Below are 23,581 nucleotides of genomic sequence, written 5' to 3'. Positions count from 1 at the left end.
GGGCGGGCCGCCCCCCCCTGCGGATGCGGCCCGCCCGCCGCACAATGATCCCATCGACTGCGGCCCGAGGAGACCGCCATGGCGCACACGCATTCGGAACAATTCGCCCGCTTCGCCGATTTCTACCCGTATTACCTGAACGAGCACCAGAACCCGACGTCGCGACGGCTGCACTTCGTCGGCTCGCTCGGCGTGATCGGCTGCGTCGCGATGGCGATCGCAACCGGCGACTGGCTGTGGCTGCCGGCGGCGGTCGTCTGCGGCTACGGGTTCGCGTGGGTCGGACACTTCTTCTTCGAAAAGAACCGCCCGGCCACGTTCCGGCACCCGGTCTACAGCCTGATGGGCGACTGGGTGATGTTCAAGGACATCTGTACCGGCAAGATCCCGCTGTAACCGCCGGCCGCCGCGCTCACGCGGGCCGCGGCGGCCGGGCGTGCGGGTCGGACACGCCGTCCGCGCGCCCGGCGCCGCCGGCCGGCTGCGCGCCGGCGGGCCGGTGCGCGGCGATCAGCGTCGCAAGCGACACGTCGAAGCGGTCGCTCGACAGCACCGCGAGCAGCGCCGCGCCGTCGACATGACCATGACGCCGCTGCAACTGGTAGGTCAGCTCCGTACGGTCGATCACCAGCACGTCGAACAGATGCGCGAGCGTCAGCTGCTCCGGGTTCGCGAGCATGATGTAGCGCGGCGTCGCGTCGCCGCCGCCGTCCAGCCGCGCGATCCACTCCCGCTCCTCCATCGTCGTCAGCAGCCGCTGCGCGGTTTCCATGTCGCAGCGCAACATGGTCGCGAGCCGCATCGCCGTGTAGCCGCGCTTGCCGGCCGCGCGTGCGTCGGCCAGCCGCGCGAGCAGGTCGAGGGCGTCGAGCAGGTCGCTGCCCGGATAGTGGATGCGATGGAACTGGCCGACCCGGATCGCCGGCAGCGCGGACGCCACCATCGCGCCGAGCAGCGCGATGAACCAGCTCAGGTACACCCACAGCAGGAACACCGGCAGCGCGGCAAATGCGCCGTAGACGGCCGTATAGGTCGGAATCCGCCGCACGTAGTAGCCGAACCCGCGCTTCGCGAGTTCGAACGCGACCGCCGCGAACAGCCCGCCGATCACGGCGTCGCGCCACGCGACCGTGCAGTTCGGCAGGTAGACGTACAGCAGCGTGAACGCCAGCACCGTGAGCGGCAGCGACACCAGCGCGAGCAGCCACTCGACGATCGACGTCGACGGCGCCGCCCCCGTAAACGCCAGCGACTGCGTGAACAGGTACGACGAGATCGACAGGCTCACGCCGAACAGCAGCGGGCCGAGCGTGATCAACGCCCAGTACGCGAGCACGCGCTGCGCGAACGGCCGCGGCTTGCGCACGCGCCAGATCAGGTTGAACGCCGATTCGATCGTCATCATCGTCATCACCGACGTGACGACGAGCACGATCAAGCCGGCCGTCGTGAGCCCCTTGGCCTTCGACGCGAACTGGTTCAGATACTTGAAGATCTGGATGCTGAACTGCGCGGGCATCAGGTGATCCGCGAGGAACCCCTGCAGCGAGATCTGGAACGACGCGAACATCGGAAACGCCGTGAACAGCGCGAACGCGACCGTCGCGAGCGGCACGAGCGCCAGCATCGTCGTGAAGGTCAGGCTGCCCGCCACCTGCGGGATGCGATCCTCGGCGCTGCGCCGGGCCGCGAACCGCGCGAGGCGCTTGAGGGTGTCGAGATCGACGCTCAACTTCGGCAAACGGCTTCTCCTTCACGATACCGCGCGCCCGGCGGCGCGCCGCCGTCGCGCTGCGCGACGGCTTCAGCCCCTATAATAGCCGCTCGATTCCAGCAGGGGCCGACCGCACCGGGCACGCGCGCGGCCGCACGCGGCCCCGTAGCCCATGAAAGACATCCTCGTCCTCTATTACAGCCGTCACGGCGCCACGCGCGATCTCGCGCTGGCAATCGCGAACGGCATCGACAGCGTACCGGGCATGCAGGCCCGCATTCGCACCGTACCGCCGGTGTCCACCGTCTGCGAAGCCTCCGCTCCCGACATTCCCGCCGACGGCCCGCCGTACGCCGAACTGCGCGATCTCGAGGAATGCGCGGGCCTCGCGCTCGGCTCGCCGACCCGCTTCGGCAACATGGCCGCATCGCTCAAGTATTTCCTCGACGGCACGACGCCGCAATGGCTGTCCGGCGCATTGACCGGCAAGCCGGCGAGCGTGTTCACGTCGACGGGCAGCCTGCACGGCGGCCAGGAATCGACCTTGCTGTCGATGATGCTGCCGCTGCTCCATCACGGAATGATGATCGTCGGGATCCCTTACACCGAATCCGCGCTCAGCACGACCCGCACCGGCGGCACGCCGTACGGCGCATCGCACGTCGCGCAGCACGACCGCTCGGCCGCCACCGGGCTGTCGGCGGACGAAAAGGCGCTCGCCGCGGCGCTCGGCGTGCGGCTCGCGCGCGCGGCCGCCGCCCTCTCCGACGCCCGGGCCGCATGAACGCCCCCGTCCGCCCCGCCGTCGCGGCCCGGCCGCGCCACGCGCGGATCGCCGCGGCGTGCCTCGTCGCGCTGATCGCGCTGTCGCTCGCATGGGAGCTGTGGCTCGCGCCGCTGCGCCCGGGCGGCTCCGCGCTGATGCTCAAGGCCGTGCCGCTCGCGCTCGCGCTGCCCGGCGTCTGGCGGCGTAACATCTATACGATGCAGTGGGCGAGCATGCTGATCCTCGTCTACCTCGCCGAAGGCGTCGTGCGCGGCATGTCCGATCGCGGGCTGTCCGCGACGCTCGGCTGGTGCGAGACCGCGCTCGCCGTCGGCTTCTTCGTGGCGGCGCTGGCTTACGTCGCGCCGTTCAAGCGCGCGGCGAAAAAGCCGCGCGCCGCGTCCTGACCCTTACGCGACAAGGTGATGATGTCTTCCGAAGCTTTCGTTTCCGCGTGCCGCGACGCGATCGGCGCCGACCATGTGCTGACCGCTCCGCACGATACCGAACCGTTCCTGACCGACTGGCGCCGCCGCTACAAGGGTGCCGCATGCGCGGTGCTGAAGCCCGCGAGCACGGCCGAAGTCGCCGCACTCGTGAAGCTCGCCAACGCGCACGGAATCGCGCTCGTGCCGCAAGGCGGCAATACGGGCCTGGCCGGCGGCGCAACGCCCGATGCGAGCGGCAGCCAGGCCGTGCTGAGCGTCGCGCGGCTGAATCGCGTGCGTGCGCTCGATCCGCACAACAACACGATCACCGTCGAGGCCGGCGTGATCCTCGCAGACGTGCAGGCGCGCGCCCGCGAAGGCGGCCGGCTGTTCGCGCTGAGCCTCGCGGCGGAAGGCAGCTGCACGATCGGCGGCAACCTGTCGACCAATGCGGGCGGCACCGCGGTGCTGCGTTACGGCAACGCGCGCGAGCTGTGCCTCGGCCTGGAGGTCGTGACGCCCCAGGGCGACATCTGGGACGGCCTGCGCGGGTTGCGCAAGGACAACACGGGCTACGACCTGCGCGACCTGTTCATCGGCGCGGAAGGCACGCTCGGAATCATCACGGCGGCCGTGATGAAGCTGCATCCGCTGCCGGCCGCCCAGGTCACGGCGCTCGCCGCGCTCGAGTCGCCGCACGCGGCGCTCGATTTCCTCGCGCTCGCGCAGCGCGCGGCCGGGCCGCTGCTGACCGGCTTCGAGCTGATGTCGGATTTCTGCATGCAGCTGGTCGGCAAGCACTATCCGCAACTGCGCTACCCGTTCGCGCAGACGCATGCCCAGACGGTGCTGCTCGAACTGTCCGACAACGAAAGCGAAGCGCATGCGCGCGCACTGTTCGAGAAGCTGATGGAGGAAGCGTTCGAGGCCGGGCTCGTGGTCGACGCGGTGGTCGCGGAGAATCTGGCGCAGTCGCGCGCGTTCTGGGATCTGCGCGAGCACATTCCGCTGGCGCAGGCCGACGAGGGACTCAACATCAAGCACGACATCGCGGTGCCGATCTCGTCGATCGCACGCTTCATCGACGAGACCGACGCGGCGATCCAGCAGGCGGCGCCGGGCGCACGCATGGTCACGTTCGGCCACCTCGGCGACGGCAACCTCCACTACAACGTGCAGATGCCCGAGGGCGGCGATCCGAAGGCGTTCCTCGCCGCGTTCCAGGCGCCGATCAACCGGATCGTGTACGACAACGTGCACCGCCACCACGGCACGATCAGCGCGGAACACGGCATCGGCCAGCTGAAGATCGACGATGCGCAGCGCTACAAGTCGCCGGTCGAAACGACGCTGATGCGCACGCTGAAGACCGCGCTCGACCCGCGCGGGCTGATGAATCCCGGCAAGGTCCTGCGCTGAAGCCGCCCACTCCGGAGCGAAGCCCGTGAAAGTCCGCGTCCTGTCCGACCTGCATCTCGAAGGCAACCAGCCCGACACGATTCCGCATGCCGACGCGGATCTCGTCGTACTGGCCGGCGACATCCACAATCACGCGGAAGGGCTGCGCTGGGCCGCCGAAACCTTCGACCCGGCCGTACCGGTGATCTACGTGCCGGGCAACCACGAGTACTACGACGGGGAATTCGGCGCGCTGGAAACGGCGATGCGCGACGCGGCGCATACGCTCGACAACGTGCATTACCTGAACAACGACGTCTACGTCGATCCCGAACGGCGCTTCCGCGTGCTCGGCACGACGCTCTGGAGCGATTTTTCGCTGTTCGGCGACGACGACGCCAGCATGGCCGGCTCCATCGCCGCCGCGCTGCGCGTGATGCTCGATTTCAAGGGCTTGATCCAGGTGACCTGGCCGCAGGACGCGGCGCTGCATGCGGCGCCGGGCGGGCCGGAACGGGATTTCGCGCCGGCCGACGCGATCGCGCTGCACCGGCAAGGCCGTGCATGGCTGGAAGCGCAGCTTGCGACGCCGTTCGAGGGCCGGACGATCGTCGTCACGCACCATGCGCCGCATCGGCGCTCGCTGGCGGAACGCTACGCGGACGATCCTGCTTCGGCGGGGTTCATCACGGACCTGGCCGAACTCGTCCGGCCGCCGGTGGATCTGTGGCTCCACGGCCACACGCATACGTCATTCGATTACATTGCCGAAGGCGGCACCCGCGTGGTGTGCAACCCGCGCGGCTATATTCACCGGCGCACGGGCGAGCGGGAAAACGGTGCGTTCGCGTGGGACAAGGTGGTCGAACTCGGCTGAGCACCGAGCACGGGCGGCCGCATCGCGCGGCCCGCCCTTTCCGGGGCGCTGCCGCCGGATCAGCGATCGATACGGCGCGCCTCGGGCCGCTCCGCGCGCACCCGCACCGGAACCGGCTTCATCCGCGCCTTCGCCTTCATCGCGCGCAGCAGGTCGCGGGTCGCCGCGGCGGCCGCGGCCGCGCCGAGCAGGACTCCAAGGCCGATCATCAGGTGCGTATCCATTGCTACTCCGGGGTGACGTATCTCATTGGTTCCCACAATATCAAACTGTCCGGCACACATCCGTAAAAAAATGTTGCGTGAAGGACAAATCTGGTCAGAACAGGGGCAACCGCGCCGTCATGTCGCATGCGTGTACTGCTCGAGCGCCGCTTCGTCGGCGGCGAGCGTGGCCGGCAGCTCGTCGCGCAGGAAATCGACCCAGGTGCGGATTTTCGCGTCGAGGTACTGGCGCGACGGATACAGCGCATAGATGTTCATCACGTGCGAGCGGTACTCGGGCATCACGCGCACGATGTGCCCGCTGCGCAGCCAGCCGATCGCCGAATAGACCGGCAGCCCGCCGATCCCCATCCCTTCCCGCACCGCCACCGCGAGCGCCTCGGCGACGTTCACGCGAAACGGCGGCGCCGTGATCGGGACGACCTCGTCGCCGTTCGGCCCCGCCAGCGCCCATTCGTCGAATTGAAAGCCCGGCGTGACCATGCCGAGGCAGACGTGCTGCGCGAGATCCGCCGGCCGCTGCGGCGCGCCTTGCGCGTCGACGTAGCTGCGCGACGCGCACACCACGCTGTAGCTCTCGCCGAGGCGCTGCGACACGAGCCCCGAATCGGGCAGGTCGCGGCCGACGACGATCGCGACGTCATACCCCTCGTCGAGCAGGTCGGGCATCCGCTGCGCGAGCGTCAGCTCGACGTGCACCTCCGGGTAGCGCTCGCGATAGCGCGCGATGGCCGGCACCAGATAGTGCTGGCCGAGGCTCGTGAAGCAATGGACCTTCAGCTTGCCCGACGGGCGCGCATGCGCATCGCCCGCCTCGGCCTCGGCCTGGTCGACGTAAGCGAGGATCTGCTCGCAGCGCTGCAGGTAGCGCTCGCCCGCTTCGGTCAGCGCGATCCGGCGCGTCGTGCGGTTCAGGAGGCGCGTGCGCAGGTGCGCCTCGAGATCCGAGATCGCGCGCGACGCGTAGGCGGTCGTCGAATTCATCTGCTGGGCGGCCGCGGTAAAGCTTCCCGCGTCGACCACACGGACGAACACCCGCATGTTTTGTAACGTATCCATCCCAATACCCGTTTGAATCCGGACGGATTGTTGCACAGAGGCCAACAAGTATTGTCTCAGGATTCGTAAAAATGACTTGCACCATTGTCCATTTATTCAGGAATCACTGAAAAATATAATCGCCTCCGACTCATCTATATCCGAAAGGGAGAAAATCGTGCAGTCTCCGGCGACAAAAGGGACGCTCGCACTGGCGGTTCTTGCAGTCTCATTAATAATGGCCGGATGCGCGGGCATGGGCGACAACAAGCCGCAGTCGGCCCGCATCGAGGCGAACGCGCTCGACGCCGGCGCCGCGATCCGCGGGGCCGACCGCGACGCGGGCTGGCCCGCCGCCGACTGGTGGCGCGCATACCGCGATCCGCAGCTCGACGCCTGGATCGCCACCGCCCTGGCCGGCAGCCCGACGCTCGCGGCCGCCGAGGCGCGCGTGCGCGAAGCGCAGGCGATGGCCCGCGTCGCCCGCTCGGCCGAGCTGCCGCAGATCAACGGCAACCTGTCGCTGATGCGCCAGCACTGGCCCGACAACGTGTATTACGGCCCGGGCCCGCTCGCGAACACCGACACCTGGAACAACACCGGCACGGTCGGCCTGTCGTACCACCTCGACCTGTGGGGCAAGGACAAGAACACGACCGAGCGCGCGCTCGATACCGCGCATGCGACCGCCGCCGACGCGCGTGCGGCGAAGCTCGACCTCGAAGTCGGCATCGTGCGTGCGTACGTCGACATGTCGATGAACTATGCGCTGCTCGACCTCGCGCACGAAACGTTCGAACGCCAGCGCGCGCTCGCCGATCTCGCGCGCAAGCGGCTGCAGGCCGGCATCGGCACGCAGCTCGAGGTGAGCCAGGCGGAATCGACGCTGCCCGACTACGAGCGCCAGATCGACAGCTACGAAGAGGCGATCCAGCTCGCGCGCCATCAGCTCGCCGCGCTGGCCGGCAAGGGCCCGGGCGCCGGCGACACGCTCAAGCGCCCGCAGCTCGCGCTCGACGCGCCGGCCGGCCTGCCGTCGGCGATGCCGGCCGACCTGCTCGGCCGTCGCCCGGACGTCGTCGCCGCGCGCTGGACCGTCGACGCGCAGGCGCGCGGCATCGATGTCGCGAAGGCGGCGTTCTACCCGAACATCGACCTGCTCGCGACGGTCGGCGGCTTCGGCGTGACCGCGCCGTTCACCGACTTCCTGCGCGCGATGAACGGCGGCTGGACGGCCGGCCCCGCGCTGTCGCTGCCGATCTTCGAAGGCGGCCGGCTGCGCGCGCAGCTCGGCTCGGCGGACGCCGGTTACGACCAGGCGGTCGAGCGCTACAACCAGACGATCGTCGACGCGCTCAAGGACATCGCCGACCAGGTCGTGCGGATCCGCTCCCTCGATACGCAGAAGAAGGACGCCGCACGCTCGGTGGAGGCCAACGACCGCAGCTACAGGCTGTCGCGCGAAGGCTTCCGCCGCGGGCTGACCGACTACGTGAACGTGCTGGTCGCGCAGCAGCAGTTGCTGCGCGCGCAGGAAACCGCCACCCGCATCGACGCGGAACGCCTCACCGCGCATGCGCAGCTGATGACCGCGCTCGGCGGCGGCGTCGAGACGGGCAAGGACATGCCGGACACGCCGCCGCAGTCGCACGACGCACCCGCCGCGGGCGCAGCGGCGCCTGCCGCCGCATCGGGCGCACGGCCCGTGGCGGCGGTACGGCCCGCGCAGGTCGCGACCGCCGGCGCGGCCGGCATGCCGGCCGCACGGTAACGCGGAGCGACCGCCATGTCAGCCTCCTCTCCCGCTTCCACTTACGCCGGCGGCCCGTTCGCGGCCTGGTACGCCGCCTTCGGCGACTGGGCCCGCACCGACGGCGCCGCGTGGCTCTACCTGTTCAAGGCGCTGCTCGCGGCCTTCATCGCACTCGGCGTGTCGATGCGGCTCGACCTGCCGGCGCCGAAGACCGCGATGACCACGGTGTTCATCGTGATGCAGCCGCAAAGCGGCGCCGTGCTCGCGAAAAGCTTCTACCGCGTCGCCGGCACGATCTTCGGGCTCATCGCGACGCTCACGTTCATCGGGCTGTTCCCGCAGCAGCCGCAGCTGTTTCTGCTGGCCATCGCGCTGTGGATCGCCCTGTGCACCGCCGGCGCCGCGCGCAACCGCAGCTTCCGCAGCTACGGCTTCCTGCTCGCCGGCTATACGACCGCGCTGATCGGCCTGCCCGCGTCGCAGCATCCGGACGGCGCATTCATGAGCGCCATGACGCGCGTGTCCGAGGTCATCATCGGGATCGTGTCGGCGGGCGTCGTCAGCGCGCTCGTGTTTCCGCAGTACACGGGCGAGCAGATGCGCACGACGGTGCGCAAGCGCTTCGGCAGCTTCGTCGACTATGTCGCGTCGGCGCTGTCGGGCCAGCTCGATCGCGCGCACATCGAGACCATCCACACGCGCTTCGTCGCCGACGTGGTCGGCTTCGAGGCCGCGCGCAGCATGGCCGTGTTCGAGCACCCGGACACGCGCATGCGCAGCGGCCGCCTCGCACGGCTGAACAGCGAGTTCATGAGCGCGTCGAGCCGCTTTCACGCGCTGCACCAGTTGATGAACCGACTGCACGCGGCCGGCGCGCAAGCCGCGATCGATGCGATCGAACCGTATTTCCGCGAGATCGCGCCGCTGCTCACCCGCAACGGCGAGCCCGTGCGCACGTCGATCGACGCCGCGCACTCCGCCGAGCAATTGCTCGCGTGGCGCGACGCCCTGCCGCGCCGGATCCGCGCGACGCGCGCCGAATGCGAAACGCAGCCGGACTTCCCGCTGCTCGACTTCGACACGGCCGCCGAACTGTTGTACCGCTTCATCACCGACCTGCAGGAATACGCGGCGACCTATGCGTCGCTCGCGACCGCAACGCACGAGCGCGAACGCTGGATCGAACGCTACGAGCCGCGCACCAACGCAACGGCCGCCACGATCGCGGGAATCCGCACCGCGGCGGTGATTCTCGTGCTCGGCTGGTTCTGGATCGAGACCGCTTGGCCGAGCGGCGTGATGCTGGTGCTGAACGCCGCGGCGACCTGCGCGCTCGCGTCGTCGGCGCCGCGCCCGACCGCGATGGCCGCCCAGATGGGAATGGGCACGGCGCTGGCCGTTTGCACCGGCTTCCTGCTGACGTTCGGCATCTACCCGCGGATCGACGGCTTCCTGCTGCTGTGTGCGGCGCTCGCGCCGCTGCTCGCGATCGGCATCTACATGACGCTGAAGCCGAAGCTCGCGGGATACGGGGCGGGCTACCTGATCTTCTTCTGCTTCCTCGCCGGCCCCGACAGCATCACGCACTACGACCCCATGAGCTTCATGAACGACGCCCTCGCGCTCCTGCTGTCGATGCTGGTATCGGCGATCGCGTTCGCGGTGCTGTTCCCGCCGACGGCGCCGTGGCTCAAGAAGCGGCTGTTCGCCGACCTGCGCCACCAGGCCGTCGCGGCCTGCCACGCGCGGCTCGCCGGATTGCGCACGCGCTTCGAGAGCGGCGCGCGCGACCTGATGTACCAGGCGCATACGCTGTCGGCCGACCAGCCCGACGTGCAGCGCGACGCGCTGCGCTGGATGTTCGCGGTGCTCGAGGCCGGCAACGCGGCGATCGACCTGCGCCACGAGCTGGCGACGCTGCCGCCCGACCCGCGCTATGCGCCGACGATGCCGTGGCGGCGCGCGATCGAGACGATGCGCACCGCGCTGTCCTCGCTGTTCACCCGGCCGGACAGCGAACGCTTCGATGCAACGCTCGCCGCGGTCAACGACGCGATCGACGCGACCCGGCAGACGCTCGACGCGTTCACGCCGTCACGCGAAGAACGCCACCGGCTGCAGCGCATCCTGAGCCACCTGCACTTCGTGCGCACGGCGCTGCTCGACCCCGAATCGCCGCTCGCCGCGCTCGACAGCGACGGCCCGGTACGACAACAACCTGGAGCCTCGTCATGATGCCGCGTGAAATCGCCATTCTCGATGCCTACATGCCCACGGTGGTGCTGATGTTCGTCCTGGGCGCGCTCGCGACCTGGGCCGTCGACCGCCTGCTCGCCTATACGGGCCTCTACCGCCTCGTCTGGCACCCTTCGCTGTTCCGGGCCTGCCTCCTCGTCTGCATGTGCGGCGGACTGAGTCTCGCCGTTTACCGTTGATTCCGAACCATCATGATTCTCAGAAAACTCTTCGGCTTCGTCGCGACCGCCGTCATCCTTCTCGTCGCGATCCTGATCGGGCGCTCGCTGTGGGTGCATTACATGGACGATCCGTGGACGCGCGACGGACGCGTGCGCGCCGAGATCGTCAACGTCGCGCCGGACGTATCGGGCGCGATCGTCGAGCTGCCCGTGCATGACAACCAGCTCGTGAAAAAGGGCGACCTGATCATGCAGATCGATCCGTCGCACTACCAGATCGCGGTCGAACAGGCGCAGGCGGCCGTCGCCGCACGCCGCGCGGAGCTGCAGATGCGCCGCGACGACGCGGCTCGCCGCGCCGACCTCGATGCGCTCGTCGTGTCGAAGGAAAACCGCGAGAACGCGGCCCACAGCGCGTCGAGCGCCGATGCGCAGTACCAGCAGGCGATCGCCGCGCTCGACGCCGCGAAGCTCAACCTCGAGCGTACGCGCGTCGTCGCGCCGGTCGACGGCTACATCACGAACCTGCAGACGTTCAAGGGCAACTACGCGGTGGCCGGCCAGGCGAAACTCGCGATCGTCGACAGCCATTCGTTCTGGGTCTACGGCTACTTCGAGGAGACCAAGCTGCCGCGCGTGAAGATCGGCGCGCCGGCCGAAATGCGGCTGATGAGCGGCGGCGTGATGAAGGGCCACGTCGAAAGCATCTCGCGCGGCATCTACGACCGCGACAACCCGCAAAGCCGCGACCTCGTCGCGGACGTGAACCCGACCTTCAACTGGGTGCGCCTCGCGCAGCGCGTGCCGGTGCGGATCCGGATCGACGAGGTGCCGGCCGACGTGGTGCTGTCGGCGGGCACGACCTGCACGGTCATCATCGATCCCGACAAGCAGAAGAAGTCGTAAGCGCGGAGCGGCCGGCGTCCCCCGGCCGCGTCACTGCCAGAAGAACCGGTAAGGCAGGAACGGCGACGGGCCGAGCCCAGATTCGCCGAGCATGTTGCGCAACCGCATCGCGAAACCGATGGCGCCGATCCGCGTCCGACGCGATCTTCGCCGCGCAGAACGCGAGACCGTAGCGCAGCCCGCTCATCGCCATATCGTAGAAGAACAACGGAAAGACCAGCGTGGCGAACACGGACGCATCCTCGACCGTCCGTCCGAACGCGATGACGATCAGCAACGACGGGATCGCCGTCGCAATGCGCGGATCGTGCCCGACCCATTCGAGCGCACGCACGAGCCACACGAAGCCGGGCTCGTGCGTGCGCGGCACGAACTTCAGGTTGCCGCTCCAGACGCCGGCCACGATGTCCTGGTAACTCGCCGTGTCGGTACCCGTCCGGCCGCGCAGTACGGCGAATGCGGCAGCCGGCGCGATACCCGCCGCAAGCCACCGCCAGGCAGTCACGCGCGTGCGCAGGCCGATCGCGGCCGCGACGAGCACGCACAGGTATCCGCTCAGGTAAATCATCGCCGTCATTGTTGTCGACGACCCGCCCGGCGCGCCGCCGCCCCGCTACCGGCGCGCACGCGCCGCGGGCGCTCCCCCCCAGCCGTGTGGTAGCGCATTGTAGGGGATTGCGCGCCGTGCGACTGCCGGTCCGGTCATCGAACCACGGGCGGCGCCGGCATGCGCGCGTCGCGGCTGGCCGGCCCGCGACCGCGCGGCGCTCAGGCCGCGATGCGAAAGCGCCCGACCAGCAATTTCAGCGCCTGCGCCTGCTCGTCGAGCGCGTTCGCCGCGGCTGCCGCCTGCTCGACGAGTGCCGCGTTCTGCTGGGTGCCGGCGTCCATCTGCGTGACCGCTCGGCCGATCTCGTCGATCCCGGCGCTCTGCTCGTCCGATGCGGCCGAAATCTCGCCGATGATGTCGGTCACGCGCTTGACGGCCCGCACGACGTCGCCCATCGTGCGGCCCGCGTCGTGCGCGAGCGCCGCGCCGTTCGCGACACGCTCGACCGACGCGCCGATCAATGAGCGGATCTCCTTCGCCGCAGTCGCCGCGCGTTGCGCGAGCAGCCGGACCTCGCCCGCGACCACCGAGAAACCGCGCCCCTGCTCGCCGGCGCGCGCGGCTTCGACCGCCGCGTTCAACGCCAGAATATTGGTCTGGAACGCGATCCCCTCGATCGTGCCGATGATGTCGCGAATGTTTTTCGCGCTGTCGTCGATCTCGCTCATCGTCGCGACCACGCGCCCGACGACCTCCCCGCCGGTCTCCGCGACGGCCGATGCATTGGCCGCGAGCGCGCTCGCCTGCCGCGCGTTCTCGGCGTTCTGCCGTACGGTCGACGTGAGCTGCTCCATGCTGGCCGCGGTGCGCTCGAGCGCGACGGCCTGCTGCTCGGTGCGTTTCGACAGGTCGAGGTTGCCGGTGGAAATCTCGCCGGACGCGGCCGCGATCGCCTCGGCACTGACGGCGATCTCGCCGACGGTCGCCGCGAGCCCCGTCTGCATCTCGGACAGCGCGCGCACCATGCTGTCGCGGTCGTGCCTGCCGAGCACGATCGGCCGCGTCAGGTCGCCGCGCGCGATGTCGGCGGCAATCGCCTTCGCATGCGCGGGCTCGCCGCCGAGCTGCGACGCGAGCCGGCGCACGACGCGCTCGGCGATCACGATCGCGAGCACGATCAGCGCGGCCGTCATCGCCGCGATCATCGCGAACGACGACGAGAAGATGGTGGCGGACGCATCGAGCGTCGCCTTCGACTTCGCGCCGCGCGTCTTCACGAGCTCGGCGACGAGTTTCTCGAGCTTGCCGGTCTCGACCAGCAACGACACGTCCTGCGTGCCGACCTGCCAGTTCATCTGCGACAGGTCGAGCGGCTGCGCGCGCACGAGCTCGACGAAATCGCGCAGATGCGCGCTCCACGCGCCCACTGCCGTCGAAAAGGCGCGCAAGCGCGCCGAATCGTCGGCATCGGACGGATCCGCGTAGCGCTGCAGCGTACCGAGCGCCTGGCCGATCGACGCGAGCCCCGCGCCGACCTCGGCGCCCAGTTCGTCGCGCTCCTTCGCGGTGGTCGCGGTCAGCAGCATCTTCTGGGCCCGGCTCGCGTGCAGCACCTCGGCCCGCACCTCCTGCGCCGCGCGGCTCGCGACGTGGCCCTGCTCGTAAACCGACGCGATCGACCCGTTCAGCCGGCTGATCTGCCACAGCGAGAACATGCCGATCGCCAGCGTGCCCGCCAGCAGGATCGCGAACGCGGCGCGCAAGGTCGCCTTGACGGTCCACGGCCGGCGTGCGCGGCGCGCCGCGCGCGGTCGTCGCACGGCGCGACCGGCGGCCACGTCGGGTGCGGCGGCCGCCGCACCGGGCTGTGGATGCAGAGATGCTGCTTTCATCGATATATCCCCGTATTGATCACGCAGCCGGAAAGGTCGGTTCCAGCATTCCCGCGACGGCCGGCCATGCCGCACGTCCTGCGCCCGCACGGCGGATAGCCGGTGCCGGGCGCGGCGCGCCTGTTGTCATTGGGTCGTTCTACGGCCGCCGCCGCCATTTCTTGAGTCCGGTAAACCACCCACCGGCCCGGGCGCCCCGCTCGCCGCCGTGCGAACGCGCCGCCAGCGTTATACCCGGCCAAAAAACCGGGCACCGGCCGGTCGCGCGGAGGAATGTCCGATTCACGACAAAACTTGGCAGGACATTCTCGATACGCCACATTACACTTCTTTGACGCAACAACGATTCAAGACGCGCCGATCCCCAGCAGAGCGCGCCCGCCACCTCAACTCGTTCAGCTCTCACATGGAAACCAGCCTCGACACCGGCACCGCCGGCGCAGCCGCCGCCCAGCCGTCCGCACCGCCCGTCGCGCGCACCGTCTATCCGGTGCTCGGCGCAATCAGTTTCTCGCACATGCTCAACGACATGATCCAGTCGTTGATCCTCGCGATCTACCCGATGCTCAAGAGCCAGTTCGCGCTGTCGTTCGCGCAGATCGGCCTGATCACGCTCACCTACCAGATCACCGCGTCGCTGCTGCAGCCGCTGATCGGTCTTTATACCGACAAGCGTCCGAAGCCGTATTCGCTGCCGGTCGGCATGGGCTTCACGCTCGCGGGGCTGCTGCTGATGTCGGTCGCCCCCAGTTTCCCGATACTGCTGGTGGCCGCGGCGCTCGTCGGCTGCGGCTCGTCGGTGTTCCATCCCGAATCGTCGCGCGTCGCGCGGATGGCGTCGGGCGGCCAGCACGGGCTCGCGCAGTCGGTGTTCCAGGTCGGCGGCAATGCGGGCTCCGCGCTCGGGCCGCTGCTCGCGGCGCTCGTGATCATTCCGCACGGCCAGCACAGCATCGCGTGGTTCTCGGCGGCCGCGCTGGTCGCGATGATCGTGCTCACGCAGATCGGCCACTGGTACAAGAAGCATCCGTCGATGAAGAAGAAGGCCGCGGCGGCCGGCCACCCGACGCTGTCGCGCGGCCGCGTGATGGGCGCGATCGGCGTGCTGGTGCTGCTCGTGTTCTCGAAGTACTTCTATCTGGCAAGCATCAACAGCTATTTCACGTTCTACCTGATCGACAAGTTCCACCTGTCGGTGCAGGCCGCGCAGATCCACCTGTTCGTGTTCCTCGCGGCCGTGGCGGCCGGCACGCTGATCGGCGGGCCCGTCGGCGACCGGATCGGCCGCAAGTACGTGATCTGGGCCTCGATCCTCGGCGTCGCGCCGTTCACGCTGCTGCTGCCGTACGCGAACCTGTTCTGGACGAGCGTGCTGACCGTGATCATCGGCGTCGTGCTGGCGTCGGCGTTCGCCGCGATCCTCGTGTACGCGACCGAACTGATGCCCGGCAAGGTCGGGATGGTCGCGGGCCTGTTCTTCGGCTTCGCGTTCGGTCTCGGCGGGGTCGGCGCGGCCGTGCTCGGCCAGCTCGCCGACGCGACGAGCATCGCGTTCGTCTACAAGGTGTGTTCGTTCCTGCCGCTGATCGGCGTGCTGACGGTGTTCCTGCCGAACCTCGAGGGCAGCCGCAGCCGGCGCAAGCCGGCGTGACGGGGCGGCCGCGGCGTGCGCGCCGCGGCCGGCCGAACGGGCGCATCGGCCCGGAAAGAGAAAACGGCGGCGGCTTCAGGCCGCCGTCGTCGCGTGCAGCATCAGGAAACGCCGGAGAATGCCGGACGAATAGCTGCTCGCGATCGCCGACAGGAAATGCGAGAACGATTGCGTCGCGTGATCGTCGGCCGTATCGGAAATCGTGCGCACGAGCGCGAACGGCACGTCGTGTTCCGCGCACACCTGCGCGATCGCGGCGCCTTCCATTTCAACCGCGAGCGCGTCCGGCAGCGCGTCGCGCAGCGCGACGACCTCGCGCTCGCTCGACACGAAGCGGTCGCCGCTGATGATGAGCCCCGCGTGCAGCGTCGCGCCCGCCAGCCCGAAGCGCGCGGCGAACTGCGCGCCCTCTTCCGCGACGAACTGCGTGCAGGCGGCCCTCAGACGCACCGTCAGCGCCGCGTCGGTCGCGAAACGCGTGATGCCGAGCAGCGGCACCTCGTAGCGCGGAAACAGCGGCGAAGCATCGAGGTCGTGCTGGAGCAGCATGTCGGCCACGACGACGTCGCCGACCCGCACCGTGCGCGACACACCGCCCGCGACGCCGGTGAACACGACGCCCGCCACGCCGAACACATGGATCAGCGCGCTGACCGTCGCGGCGGCCGCGACCTTGCCGACCCGCGCGAGCGTGACCACGCAGGCCGCACCGTGCACGGTGCCAACGTGGTAATCGCGGCGGCCGAGCGTGACCGTCTTCATCGCGCCGTCGGCGCGCATCGCGGCGATCAGGTCGCCGAGTTCCTCGGGCAGCGCGGCCAGGATGCCGAGCGGGCGAGCCGCGGGCGTTGCGCTCGTATCGATGCCCATCATTCCACCGCCTGCAGTTTCGCGACCGCGAGCGCGAGCCATTTCTCGCCGTGCCGCTTGAACTTCACCTGCGCCTTCGCATCGGTGCCGCTGCCTTCGAGCGCGGTGACCGTGCCTTCGCCGAACTTGGTATGGAACACCTGCTGGCCGACCCGGAAGCCGGTATCGGCCGCGCGCTGCTTGTTCGCGAACGCGGGCAGCGGCGCGGACACGGCCGCGTCGACGATCTGCTCGCGATTGCCGCCGCCCGGCCGCGCGAACCAGTCGCGCCCGTACCCGGCGTTGTCGGAACGCCCGCCCCAGCGCGAACCGGCCTCGACTTTCGGCGTCAGCCACTTCAGCACGTGCTCCGGCAGTTCGTCGAAGAAGCGCGAGCGCACGTTGTAGCGCGTCTGGCCATGCAGCATCCGGCTCTGCGCGAACGACAGGTAGAGCCGCTCCTTCGCGCGCGTGATCGCGACATACATCAGCCGGCGCTCTTCCTCGAGGCCGTCCGATTCGAGCACGCTGTTCTCGTGCGGGAACAGCCCTTCCTCGAGGCCCGTGATGAACACGGCCGAGAACTCGAGCCCCTTCGCCGCATGCACGGTCATCAATTGCACGGCGTCCTGGCCGGCCTGCGCCTGGTTGTCGCCGGCCTCCAGCGACGCATGCGACAGGAAGCCCGCGAGCGGCGTCATCGTGTCGGGGTTCTGTGCCGGGTCGGCAGGCGAAGCCGGATCGAGGACGTCGACCGCCGGATCGTCGGCCGCCGCCCCGAGCGCGGGCGCCGCGATCGCGCCGGCGCGCAGCGGAATCGAGCGCGCCGGCGTGTCGAGCCCGTAGCCTTCCTCGGCGATGAACGCGGTGGCCGCGTTCACGAGTTCCTGCAAGTTCTCGAGGCGGTCCTGGCCTTCGCGCTCGCCCTGATAGAAATCGGCAAGGCCGCTCGCGCGCACGATGTGCTCGACGGTGTCGGGCAGGTTCATCTGCTGCGTATCGGCGCGCATCTTCGCGACCAGATTCGCGAACCCGCCGAGGCTCGTGCCGGCCTTGCCGGTCACGTACGGAATCGCGGCGGCCATCGAGCAGCCGTACAGGCGCGCCGCGTCGGCCAGCTGCTCGATCGAGCGCGCGCCGATCCCGCGGGTCGGGAAGTTCACGACGCGCACGAACGCCGTATCGTCGTTCGGGTTGTCGATCAGGCGCAGGTACGCGAGCGCGTGCTTCACTTCCTGCCGCTCGAAAAAGCGCAGGCCGCCGTACACGCGGTACGGGATGCCCGACGACATCAGCGTGTGCTCGATCGAGCGCGACTGCGCGTTGCTGCGGTACAGGACCGCCACCTCGCTGCGCGCCATTCCGGTGTTGATCAGCGAACGGATCTCCTCGACGATCCAGCCGGCCTCCTGCGAATCGGTGCTCGCCTCGTACACGCGCACGGGCTCGCCGTGGCCCGCGTCGGTGCGCAGGTTCTTGCCGAGGCGGTGCGCGTTGTTCGAGATCAGCTGGTTCGCCGCGTCGAGGATGTTGCCGTGCGACCGGTAGTTCTGCTCCAGCTTGATCAGGTTGCGCACGCGGAATTCGTCTTCGAAGTCACGCATGTTGCCGACGTTCGCGCCACGGAACGCGTAGATCGACTGGTCGTCGTCGCCGACCGCGAAGATCGCGTTCTGGCCGCCCGCGAGCAGCTTGAGCCACGCGTACTGCAGCTTGTTGGTGTCCTGGAACTCGTCGACGAGGATGTGCCTGAAGCGCGCCTGGTAGTGCGCGCGCAGCGGCGCGTTGTACGCGAGCAGCTCGTAGCAGCGCAGCAGCAGCTCGGGGAAATCGACGACGCCCTCGCGCTGGCACTGCTGGTCGTATGCCTGGTACAGCTCGACGAACTTGCGGTTGAAGTTGTCGGTCGCGTCGACCTTGTCCGGGCGCAGCCCCTGCTCCTTCGCGTTGTTGATGAAGTACTGGACGTTCTTCGGCGGGTACTTTTCGTCGTCGACGTTCGCCGCCTTCATCAGCCGCTTGATCGCGGACAGCTGATCGGCCGTGTCGAGGATCTGGAAGGTCTGCGGCAGGCCGGCGTCGCGCCAGTGCGTGCGCAGCATCCGGTTGCAGAGGCCGTGGAACGTGCCGATCCACATCCCGCGCGTATCGATCGGCATCATCGCCGACAGGCGCGCCATCATCTCGCGCGCGGCCTTGTTCGTGAAGGTGACGGCGAGCACGGTGGGCGGCGACGCGTAACCCTGCTGGATCAGCCACGCGATGCGCGTGATCAGCACGCGGGTCTTGCCGCTGCCCGCCCCTGCGAGGATCAGCGCCGGTTCGTTCGGCAACGTGACGGCGGCGAGTTGTTCGGGGTTCAGATTGGCGAGCAGATCGGGCATGGAGCGGCAGCGAACGGGCGAGAAAAATACGGACCCGACATTATAAGTCGGCCGCGCGATGCCGTTCCCGATCCGTTCGAACGAACGTCGCGGGCGCATCGCGACGGGCCCGCGGCGGCCGGGCGATGGCTGGTCGATGTGCATCCATTTATAATTGTCGGATTCGGCATCCAATTCACGCATTTTTCGGCAGATTTCCAACATGAGCGACAACACGCTTGCGAAGAGTTTCGAACCCCACACCATCGAGTCCCAATGGGGGCCGGAGTGGGAAAAACGCGGCTACGCGGCCCCGGCATTCGACCCGGCCCGCCCCGATTTCGCGATCCAGTTGCCGCCGCCGAACGTGACGGGCACGCTGCACATGGGCCACGCGTTCAACCAGACGATCATGGACGGCCTCGCCCGCTACCACCGGATGCTCGGCGAGAACACGCTGTGGGTGCCCGGCACCGACCACGCGGGGATCGCGACCCAGATCGTCGTCGAGCGCCAGCTCGACGCGCAGGGCGTGTCGCGCCACGACCTCGGCCGCGAGCAGTTCGTCGAGCGCGTGTGGGAATGGAAGCAGAAATCCGGCTCGACGATCACGGGCCAGGTGCGCCGGCTCGGCGCGTCGACCGACTGGTCGCGCGAATACTTCACGATGGACGACAAGATGTCGGCCGCCGTGCGCGACGTGTTCGTCACGCTCTACGAACAGGGCCTGATCTATCGCGGCAAGCGCCTCGTCAACTGGGACCCGGTGCTGCTCACCGCCGTGTCGGATCTCGAAGTCGCGAGCGAAGAGGAAAACGGCCACCTGTGGCACATCCGCTATCCGCTCGTCGACGGCTCGGGCTCGCTGACCGTCGCGACGACGCGCCCCGAGACGATGCTCGGCGACGTCGCGCTGATGGTGCATCCGGAAGACGAGCGCTACGCGCACCTGATCGGCAAGCTCGTCACGCTGCCGCTGACGGGCCGCGAGATCCCGGTGATCGCCGACGACTACGTCGACCGCGAATTCGGCACGGGCGTCGTGAAGGTCACGCCCGCGCACGACTTCAACGACTACCAGGTCGGCCTGCGCCACAAGCTCGCGCCGATCGAGATCCTCACGCTCGACGCGAAGATCAACGACAACGGCCCCGAGCAGTATCGCGGCCTCGACCGCTTCGACGCGCGCAAGGCGATCGTCGCCGACCTCGATGCGCTGGGCTTCCTCGACTCGGTGAAGCCGCACAAGCTGATGGTGCCCCGCGGCGACCGCACGGGCGTCGTGATCGAGCCGATGCTCACCGACCAGTGGTTCGTCGCGATGACGAAGCCGGCGCCGGAAGGCACGTTCAATCCCGGCAAGTCGATCACGGAAACCTCGCTCGACGTCGTGCGCAACGGCCAGATCAAGTTCGTCCCGGAAAACTGGACGACCACCTACTACCAGTGGCTCGAGAACATCCAGGACTGGTGCATCTCGCGCCAGCTGTGGTGGGGCCACCAGATTCCCGCGTGGTACGGCGAAAACGGCGAGGTGTTCGTCGCGCGCAACGAGGAAGAAGCGCGCGCGCAGGCTGCCGCGAAGGGTTACGCGGGTGCGCTGAAGCGCGACGAGGATGTGCTCGACACGTGGTTCTCGTCGGCGCTCGTACCGTTCTCGTCGCTCGGCTGGCCGAACGAAACGCCTGAACTGGAACACTTCCTGCCGTCGTCGGTGCTCGTCACGGGCTTCGACATCATCTTCTTCTGGGTCGCCCGGATGGTGATGATGACCACGCACTTCACCGGCAAGGTGCCGTTCCACACCGTCTACGTGCACGGCCTCGTGCGCGACGCGGAAGGCCAGAAGATGTCGAAGAGCAAGGGCAACACGCTCGACCCGATCGACATCGTCGACGGCATCGACCTCGACACGCTGATCGCGAAGCGCACGACGGGCCTGATGAATCCGAAGCAGGCCGCGACGATCGAGAAGAAGACGCGCAAGGAATTCCCGGACGGCATCGCCGCGTTCGGCACCGACGCGCTGCGTTTCACGATGGCGTCGATGGCCACACTCGGCCGCAACGTGAACTTCGACCTCGCGCGCTGCGAGGGCTACCGCAACTTCTGCAACAAGCTGTGGAACGCGACGCGCTTCGTGCTGATGAACTGCGAAGGCCACGACTGCGGCAGCGACAAGCCGGAAGTCTGCGGCGCGGGCGACTGCGGCCCCGGCGGCTACCTCGACTTCTCGGCGGCCGACCGCTGGATCGTGTCGCTGCTGCAGCGCACCGAGGCCGACATCGCGAAGGGCTTCGCCGATTACCGCTTCGACAACATCGCCAGCGGCATCTACAAGTTCGTGTGGGACGAGTACTGCGACTGGTATCTCGAGCTCGCGAAAGTGCAGATCCAGAACGGCACGCCGGAACAGCAGCGCGCGACGCGCCGCACGCTGCTGCGCGTGCTCGAAACGGTGCTGCGCCTCGCGCACCCGGTCATCCCGTTCATCACCGAGGCGCTCTGGCAGAAGGTCGCGCCGCTCGCGGGCCGCTATCCCCAGGGCAAGGCCGAAGGCGAGGCGTCGCTGATGACGCAGGCCTACCCGGTCGCCAACCTGGAGAAGATCGACGAGACCTCCGAGCAGTGGGCCGCCGACCTGAAGGCGATTGTCGACGCATGCCGCAACCTGCGCGGCGAGATGAACCTGTCGCCGGCGACCAAGGTGCCGTTGCTCGCGGCCGGCGATGCCGAGCGCCTGCGCTCGTTCGCGCCGTACGTGCAGGCCCTCGCGCGCCTGTCGGAAGTGCAGATCCTCGCGGACGAGGCAGCGCTCGACAAGGAAGCGCACGGCGCGCCGATCGCGATCGTCGGCCCGAACAAGCTGGTGCTGAAGGTGGAAATCGACGTCGCGGCCGAACGCGAGCGCCTGTCGAAGGAAATCACGCGCCTGACGGGCGAGATCGTGAAGTGCAACGCGAAGCTCGGCAACGAGGCATTCGTCGCCAAAGCCCCGCCGGCCGTGGTCGAGCAGGAGCAGAAACGCGTCGCGGAATTCCAGAGCACGCTCGAAAAACTGCGCGCGCAGCTCGATCGGTTGCCTGCGTAACAAACGGTAAGGTCGTTTGCGTTCACTATAATGCAAACGTGAACATAAGCCGTCTGACAAGTCGATTACAGGAATAAAGGTTCGATCATGTTGAAAGTCACCAAGGCGGTATTTCCGGTTGCCGGGCTCGGCACGCGGTTCCTGCCGGCAACCAAGGCAAGCCCGAAGGAAATGTTGCCCGTCGTCGACAAGCCGCTGATCCAGTACGCGGTCGAGGAAGCGATCGCCGCGGGCATCACCGAGATGATCTTCGTGACCGGGCGCAGCAAGCGCGCGATCGAGGATCACTTCGACAAGTCGTACGAAATCGAGGCCGAGCTCGAGGCACGCGGCAAGGCAAAGCTGCTCGAGCTCGTGCGCAGCATCAAGCCGAGCCATGTCGACTGTTTCTACGTGCGCCAGCCGGAAGCGCTCGGCCTCGGCCATGCGGTGCTGTGCGCGGAAAAGCTGGTTGCCGACAACCCGTTCGCGGTGATCCTCGCCGACGACCTGCTCGACGGCAACCCGCCGGTGATGAAACAGATGGTCGACGTGTTCGACCACTATCACAGCTCGGTGATCGGCGTCGAAGAGATCCCGCCGTCGGAAACGAAGTCGTACGGGATCGTCGACGGCAAGGAGTGGGAAGAGTCGATCGTCAAGATGTCGGCGATCATCGAGAAGCCGGCGCCGGAAGTCGCGCCGTCGAACCTCGGCGTGGTCGGCCGCTACATCCTGAAGCCGCGGATCTTCCAGCACCTGCGGGCACTGAAGCCCGGCGCGGGCGGCGAACTGCAGCTCACCGACGCAATCCAGGCGCTGCTCGCCGACGAACAGGTGCTCGCCTACAAGTACCAGGGCACGCGCTACGATTGCGGCAGCAAGCTCGGCTACCTGAAGGCGACGGTCGAATTCGCGCTGCGTCACCCGGAAGTTGCCGCGGATTTCGACGCGTACCTGCGCACGCGCGGCAACGCGCACCCGGCCGACTGAACGCGGCAAGGGCGCGCCCCGACGCGCCCGCCCTCACCTCACGGGCCGCCGCTCAGCGCGCGTCGGCCGGCTTCACCGAGACGACGCCCGGCATCCCGCCCGCGTCGTCTTTTTTCGTCTTGACGAGCCAGCCGCCACCGTCGCCGAACGGCACCTTCGCGAGCGCGCTCTTCACGAGCACAGGCGCCGCCTGCTGCGTGCCGGCGTCGCGATCGCGCAGCGAGGCCGATACGCGGTAGACGTCGGCGCCCGATTTCGCATCGACGAAACGCAGCGTCAGCACGTGGCGATACACCCGCCCCATGAACGGCAGCGCCAACGGCGCCGGCCCGTCGACGGTCACGCATGCGCTGCTCGCGGCACCGCACCCGTCGGCGCGCGCCGCGACCGAGGCCGCCTGCGTCGCGTACGCAATCGACACCCGGTAGCGCGCGGCCGCGAGCGGCTTCGCATCGAAGCCGCGGCGCGCGAGTTCGTCGCGCACGAGCGTCTCGATCTGCCGGTAGTCGGCATCGCCGGTCTGCGCGGCCGTCCGCATGAATTCGTAGGCATGCGCACCCGATGCGAACGCGTCCGGCTGCCCGACCGCACTCACGCCGCTCGTCACGCCGGCACACCCCGTCAACAGCAACGCCGCCATCGCGGCCGTTGCCCATTCCTTTCTCATGGCTTTCCCCAAATGCCTGCCGTCG

Annotated in this window: 20 protein-coding genes; 12 read left to right on the top strand and 8 right to left on the bottom strand. The window is 68.5% G+C overall.

Going from position 1 to position 23,581, the window contains the following annotated elements:
• Positions 1 to 78 precede the first annotated feature (78 nt).
• The gene (locus GQ57_RS32025) at positions 79 to 396 is read left to right on the top strand and encodes an Mpo1-like protein (RefSeq protein ID WP_034199962.1); all 318 of its coding nucleotides are present in this window, start codon (positions 79 to 81) and stop codon (positions 394 to 396) included.
• Positions 397 to 412: 16 nt separating this feature from the next.
• Here GQ57_RS32025 and GQ57_RS32020 read toward each other — a convergent pair whose 3' ends face one another.
• Entirely contained in the window at positions 413 to 1,741 is a 1,329-nt protein-coding gene (locus tag GQ57_RS32020) for a YihY family inner membrane protein (protein ID WP_034199961.1), read from the bottom strand.
• Positions 1,742 to 1,886: 145 nt separating this feature from the next.
• Between GQ57_RS32020 and wrbA the strand changes: the two genes are divergently transcribed.
• Genes wrbA through GQ57_RS32000 form a run of 4 tightly spaced genes read left to right on the top strand, consistent with a single transcriptional unit; the run spans position 1,887 to position 5,183 of the window.
• Positions 1,887 to 2,498, top strand: a complete 612-nt coding sequence (gene wrbA / locus GQ57_RS32015) for an NAD(P)H:quinone oxidoreductase (RefSeq protein WP_034199960.1) — start codon at positions 1,887 to 1,889, stop codon at positions 2,496 to 2,498.
• Positions 2,495 to 2,887 (top strand): DUF2069 domain-containing protein, encoded by a 393-nt coding sequence (locus GQ57_RS32010; RefSeq protein WP_031402366.1) that lies wholly within the window; start codon positions 2,495 to 2,497, stop codon positions 2,885 to 2,887. Before wrbA ends, GQ57_RS32010 begins: the two co-directional genes overlap by 4 nt.
• 18 nt (positions 2,888 to 2,905) lie before the next feature.
• Positions 2,906 to 4,327: an FAD-binding oxidoreductase gene (locus GQ57_RS32005; RefSeq protein ID WP_031402365.1), complete on the top strand. Its 1,422-nt coding sequence runs from the start codon at positions 2,906 to 2,908 to the stop codon at positions 4,325 to 4,327.
• A gap of 25 nt (positions 4,328 to 4,352) precedes the next feature.
• Positions 4,353 to 5,183 (top strand): metallophosphoesterase, encoded by an 831-nt coding sequence (locus tag GQ57_RS32000; RefSeq protein ID WP_031402364.1) that lies wholly within the window; start codon positions 4,353 to 4,355, stop codon positions 5,181 to 5,183.
• A 59-nt stretch (positions 5,184 to 5,242) separates the two neighbouring features.
• On the opposite strand, the gene GQ57_RS43470 is transcribed toward GQ57_RS32000, so the two are convergent.
• The gene (locus tag GQ57_RS43470; RefSeq protein WP_162836111.1) at positions 5,243 to 5,407 is read right to left on the bottom strand and encodes a hypothetical protein; all 165 of its coding nucleotides are present in this window, start codon (positions 5,405 to 5,407) and stop codon (positions 5,243 to 5,245) included.
• Positions 5,408 to 5,524: 117 nt separating this feature from the next.
• The gene (locus GQ57_RS31995) at positions 5,525 to 6,466 is read right to left on the bottom strand and encodes a LysR family transcriptional regulator (protein WP_031402363.1); all 942 of its coding nucleotides are present in this window, start codon (positions 6,464 to 6,466) and stop codon (positions 5,525 to 5,527) included.
• 157 nt (positions 6,467 to 6,623) lie between these two features.
• On the opposite strand from GQ57_RS31995, the gene GQ57_RS31990 reads away from it, so the two are divergent.
• Genes GQ57_RS31990 through GQ57_RS31975 form a run of 4 tightly spaced genes read left to right on the top strand, consistent with a single transcriptional unit; the run spans position 6,624 to position 11,521 of the window.
• Positions 6,624 to 8,216: an efflux transporter outer membrane subunit gene (locus GQ57_RS31990; RefSeq protein WP_031402362.1), complete on the top strand. Its 1,593-nt coding sequence runs from the start codon at positions 6,624 to 6,626 to the stop codon at positions 8,214 to 8,216.
• 15 nt (positions 8,217 to 8,231) lie between these two features.
• Complete coding sequence (locus tag GQ57_RS31985; RefSeq protein ID WP_034199958.1) at positions 8,232 to 10,433, top strand: FUSC family protein; 2,202 nt, start codon at positions 8,232 to 8,234, stop codon at positions 10,431 to 10,433.
• Positions 10,430 to 10,633: a DUF1656 domain-containing protein gene (locus tag GQ57_RS31980; protein WP_031402360.1), complete on the top strand. Its 204-nt coding sequence runs from the start codon at positions 10,430 to 10,432 to the stop codon at positions 10,631 to 10,633. Before GQ57_RS31985 ends, GQ57_RS31980 begins: the two co-directional genes overlap by 4 nt.
• 12 nt (positions 10,634 to 10,645) lie before the next feature.
• Entirely contained in the window at positions 10,646 to 11,521 is an 876-nt protein-coding gene (locus tag GQ57_RS31975; protein WP_014897260.1) for an efflux RND transporter periplasmic adaptor subunit, read from the top strand.
• Here GQ57_RS31975 and GQ57_RS31970 read toward each other — a convergent pair.
• Both GQ57_RS31970 and GQ57_RS31965 read right to left on the bottom strand, forming a co-directional pair.
• A complete protein-coding gene (locus tag GQ57_RS31970) occupies positions 11,490 to 12,098 on the bottom strand; it encodes an EpsG family protein (RefSeq protein ID WP_034199957.1) in 609 nt (202 codons plus the stop codon). The genes GQ57_RS31975 and GQ57_RS31970 overlap by 32 nt on opposite strands.
• Positions 12,099 to 12,289: 191 nt before the next feature.
• A complete protein-coding gene (locus GQ57_RS31965; RefSeq protein ID WP_031402358.1) occupies positions 12,290 to 13,963 on the bottom strand; it encodes a methyl-accepting chemotaxis protein in 1,674 nt (557 codons plus the stop codon).
• A 406-nt stretch (positions 13,964 to 14,369) separates the two neighbouring features.
• On the opposite strand from GQ57_RS31965, the gene GQ57_RS31960 reads away from it, so the two are divergent.
• A complete protein-coding gene (locus GQ57_RS31960; protein WP_031402357.1) occupies positions 14,370 to 15,614 on the top strand; it encodes an MFS transporter in 1,245 nt (414 codons plus the stop codon).
• A gap of 75 nt (positions 15,615 to 15,689) precedes the next feature.
• Here the strand turns inward: GQ57_RS31960 and GQ57_RS31955 are convergent, their stop codons facing one another.
• Complete coding sequence (locus tag GQ57_RS31955) at positions 15,690 to 16,487, bottom strand: 5'-methylthioadenosine/adenosylhomocysteine nucleosidase (RefSeq protein ID WP_031402356.1); 798 nt, start codon at positions 16,485 to 16,487, stop codon at positions 15,690 to 15,692.
• On the bottom strand, positions 16,484 to 18,847 hold the full coding sequence (locus tag GQ57_RS31950) for a UvrD-helicase domain-containing protein (protein ID WP_034199964.1): 2,364 nt from the start codon (positions 18,845 to 18,847) through the stop codon (positions 16,484 to 16,486). Before GQ57_RS31950 ends, GQ57_RS31955 begins: the two co-directional genes overlap by 4 nt.
• A 202-nt stretch (positions 18,848 to 19,049) precedes the next feature.
• Here GQ57_RS31950 and GQ57_RS31945 point away from each other — a divergent pair, with 202 nt between their 5' ends.
• Positions 19,050 to 21,917 (top strand): valine--tRNA ligase, encoded by a 2,868-nt coding sequence (locus GQ57_RS31945; RefSeq protein WP_031402354.1) that lies wholly within the window; start codon positions 19,050 to 19,052, stop codon positions 21,915 to 21,917.
• Between the two features lie 87 nt (positions 21,918 to 22,004).
• The gene (gene galU, locus GQ57_RS31940) at positions 22,005 to 22,889 is read left to right on the top strand and encodes a UTP--glucose-1-phosphate uridylyltransferase GalU (protein WP_031402353.1); all 885 of its coding nucleotides are present in this window, start codon (positions 22,005 to 22,007) and stop codon (positions 22,887 to 22,889) included.
• Positions 22,890 to 22,941: 52 nt separating this feature from the next.
• Here galU and GQ57_RS31935 read toward each other — a convergent pair whose 3' ends face one another.
• Positions 22,942 to 23,556, bottom strand: coding sequence for a DUF4136 domain-containing protein (locus tag GQ57_RS31935; RefSeq protein ID WP_034199956.1), 615 nt, complete (start codon positions 23,554 to 23,556; stop codon positions 22,942 to 22,944).
• Between the last annotated feature and the right edge of the window lie 25 nt (positions 23,557 to 23,581).

This window comes from Burkholderia sp. MSh2 (assembly GCF_000731655.1).
GTDB lineage: Bacteria > Pseudomonadota > Gammaproteobacteria > Burkholderiales > Burkholderiaceae > Burkholderia > Burkholderia paludis.
The sequence above is the reverse complement of the archived record's forward strand: the minus strand, read 5'-3'. Positions and strand labels throughout refer to the sequence as shown.

Excerpts from the sequence above, each read along its gene's own strand:
- GQ57_RS32025 (WP_034199962.1), top strand. The coding sequence starts at position 79 with ATGGCGCACACGCATTCGGAACAATTCGCCCGCTTCGCCGATTTCTAC.
- wrbA (WP_034199960.1), top strand. The coding sequence starts at position 1,887 with ATGAAAGACATCCTCGTCCTCTATTACAGCCGTCACGGCGCCACGCGC.
- GQ57_RS32010 (WP_031402366.1), top strand. The coding sequence starts at position 2,495 with ATGAACGCCCCCGTCCGCCCCGCCGTCGCGGCCCGGCCGCGCCACGCG.
- GQ57_RS32005 (WP_031402365.1), top strand. The coding sequence starts at position 2,906 with ATGATGTCTTCCGAAGCTTTCGTTTCCGCGTGCCGCGACGCGATCGGC.
- GQ57_RS43470 (WP_162836111.1), bottom strand. The coding sequence starts at position 5,407 with ATGGATACGCACCTGATGATCGGCCTTGGAGTCCTGCTCGGCGCGGCC.
- GQ57_RS31995 (WP_031402363.1), bottom strand. The coding sequence starts at position 6,466 with ATGGATACGTTACAAAACATGCGGGTGTTCGTCCGTGTGGTCGACGCG.
- GQ57_RS31985 (WP_034199958.1), top strand. The coding sequence starts at position 8,232 with ATGTCAGCCTCCTCTCCCGCTTCCACTTACGCCGGCGGCCCGTTCGCG.
- GQ57_RS31980 (WP_031402360.1), top strand. The coding sequence starts at position 10,430 with ATGATGCCGCGTGAAATCGCCATTCTCGATGCCTACATGCCCACGGTG.
- GQ57_RS31975 (WP_014897260.1), top strand. The coding sequence starts at position 10,646 with ATGATTCTCAGAAAACTCTTCGGCTTCGTCGCGACCGCCGTCATCCTT.
- GQ57_RS31970 (WP_034199957.1), bottom strand. The coding sequence starts at position 12,098 with ATGACGGCGATGATTTACCTGAGCGGATACCTGTGCGTGCTCGTCGCG.
- GQ57_RS31965 (WP_031402358.1), bottom strand. The coding sequence starts at position 13,963 with ATGAAAGCAGCATCTCTGCATCCACAGCCCGGTGCGGCGGCCGCCGCA.
- GQ57_RS31960 (WP_031402357.1), top strand. The coding sequence starts at position 14,370 with ATGGAAACCAGCCTCGACACCGGCACCGCCGGCGCAGCCGCCGCCCAG.
- GQ57_RS31955 (WP_031402356.1), bottom strand. The coding sequence starts at position 16,487 with ATGATGGGCATCGATACGAGCGCAACGCCCGCGGCTCGCCCGCTCGGC.
- GQ57_RS31950 (WP_034199964.1), bottom strand. The coding sequence starts at position 18,847 with ATGCCCGATCTGCTCGCCAATCTGAACCCCGAACAACTCGCCGCCGTC.
- GQ57_RS31945 (WP_031402354.1), top strand. The coding sequence starts at position 19,050 with ATGAGCGACAACACGCTTGCGAAGAGTTTCGAACCCCACACCATCGAG.
- galU (WP_031402353.1), top strand. The coding sequence starts at position 22,005 with ATGTTGAAAGTCACCAAGGCGGTATTTCCGGTTGCCGGGCTCGGCACG.
- GQ57_RS31935 (WP_034199956.1), bottom strand. The coding sequence starts at position 23,556 with ATGAGAAAGGAATGGGCAACGGCCGCGATGGCGGCGTTGCTGTTGACG.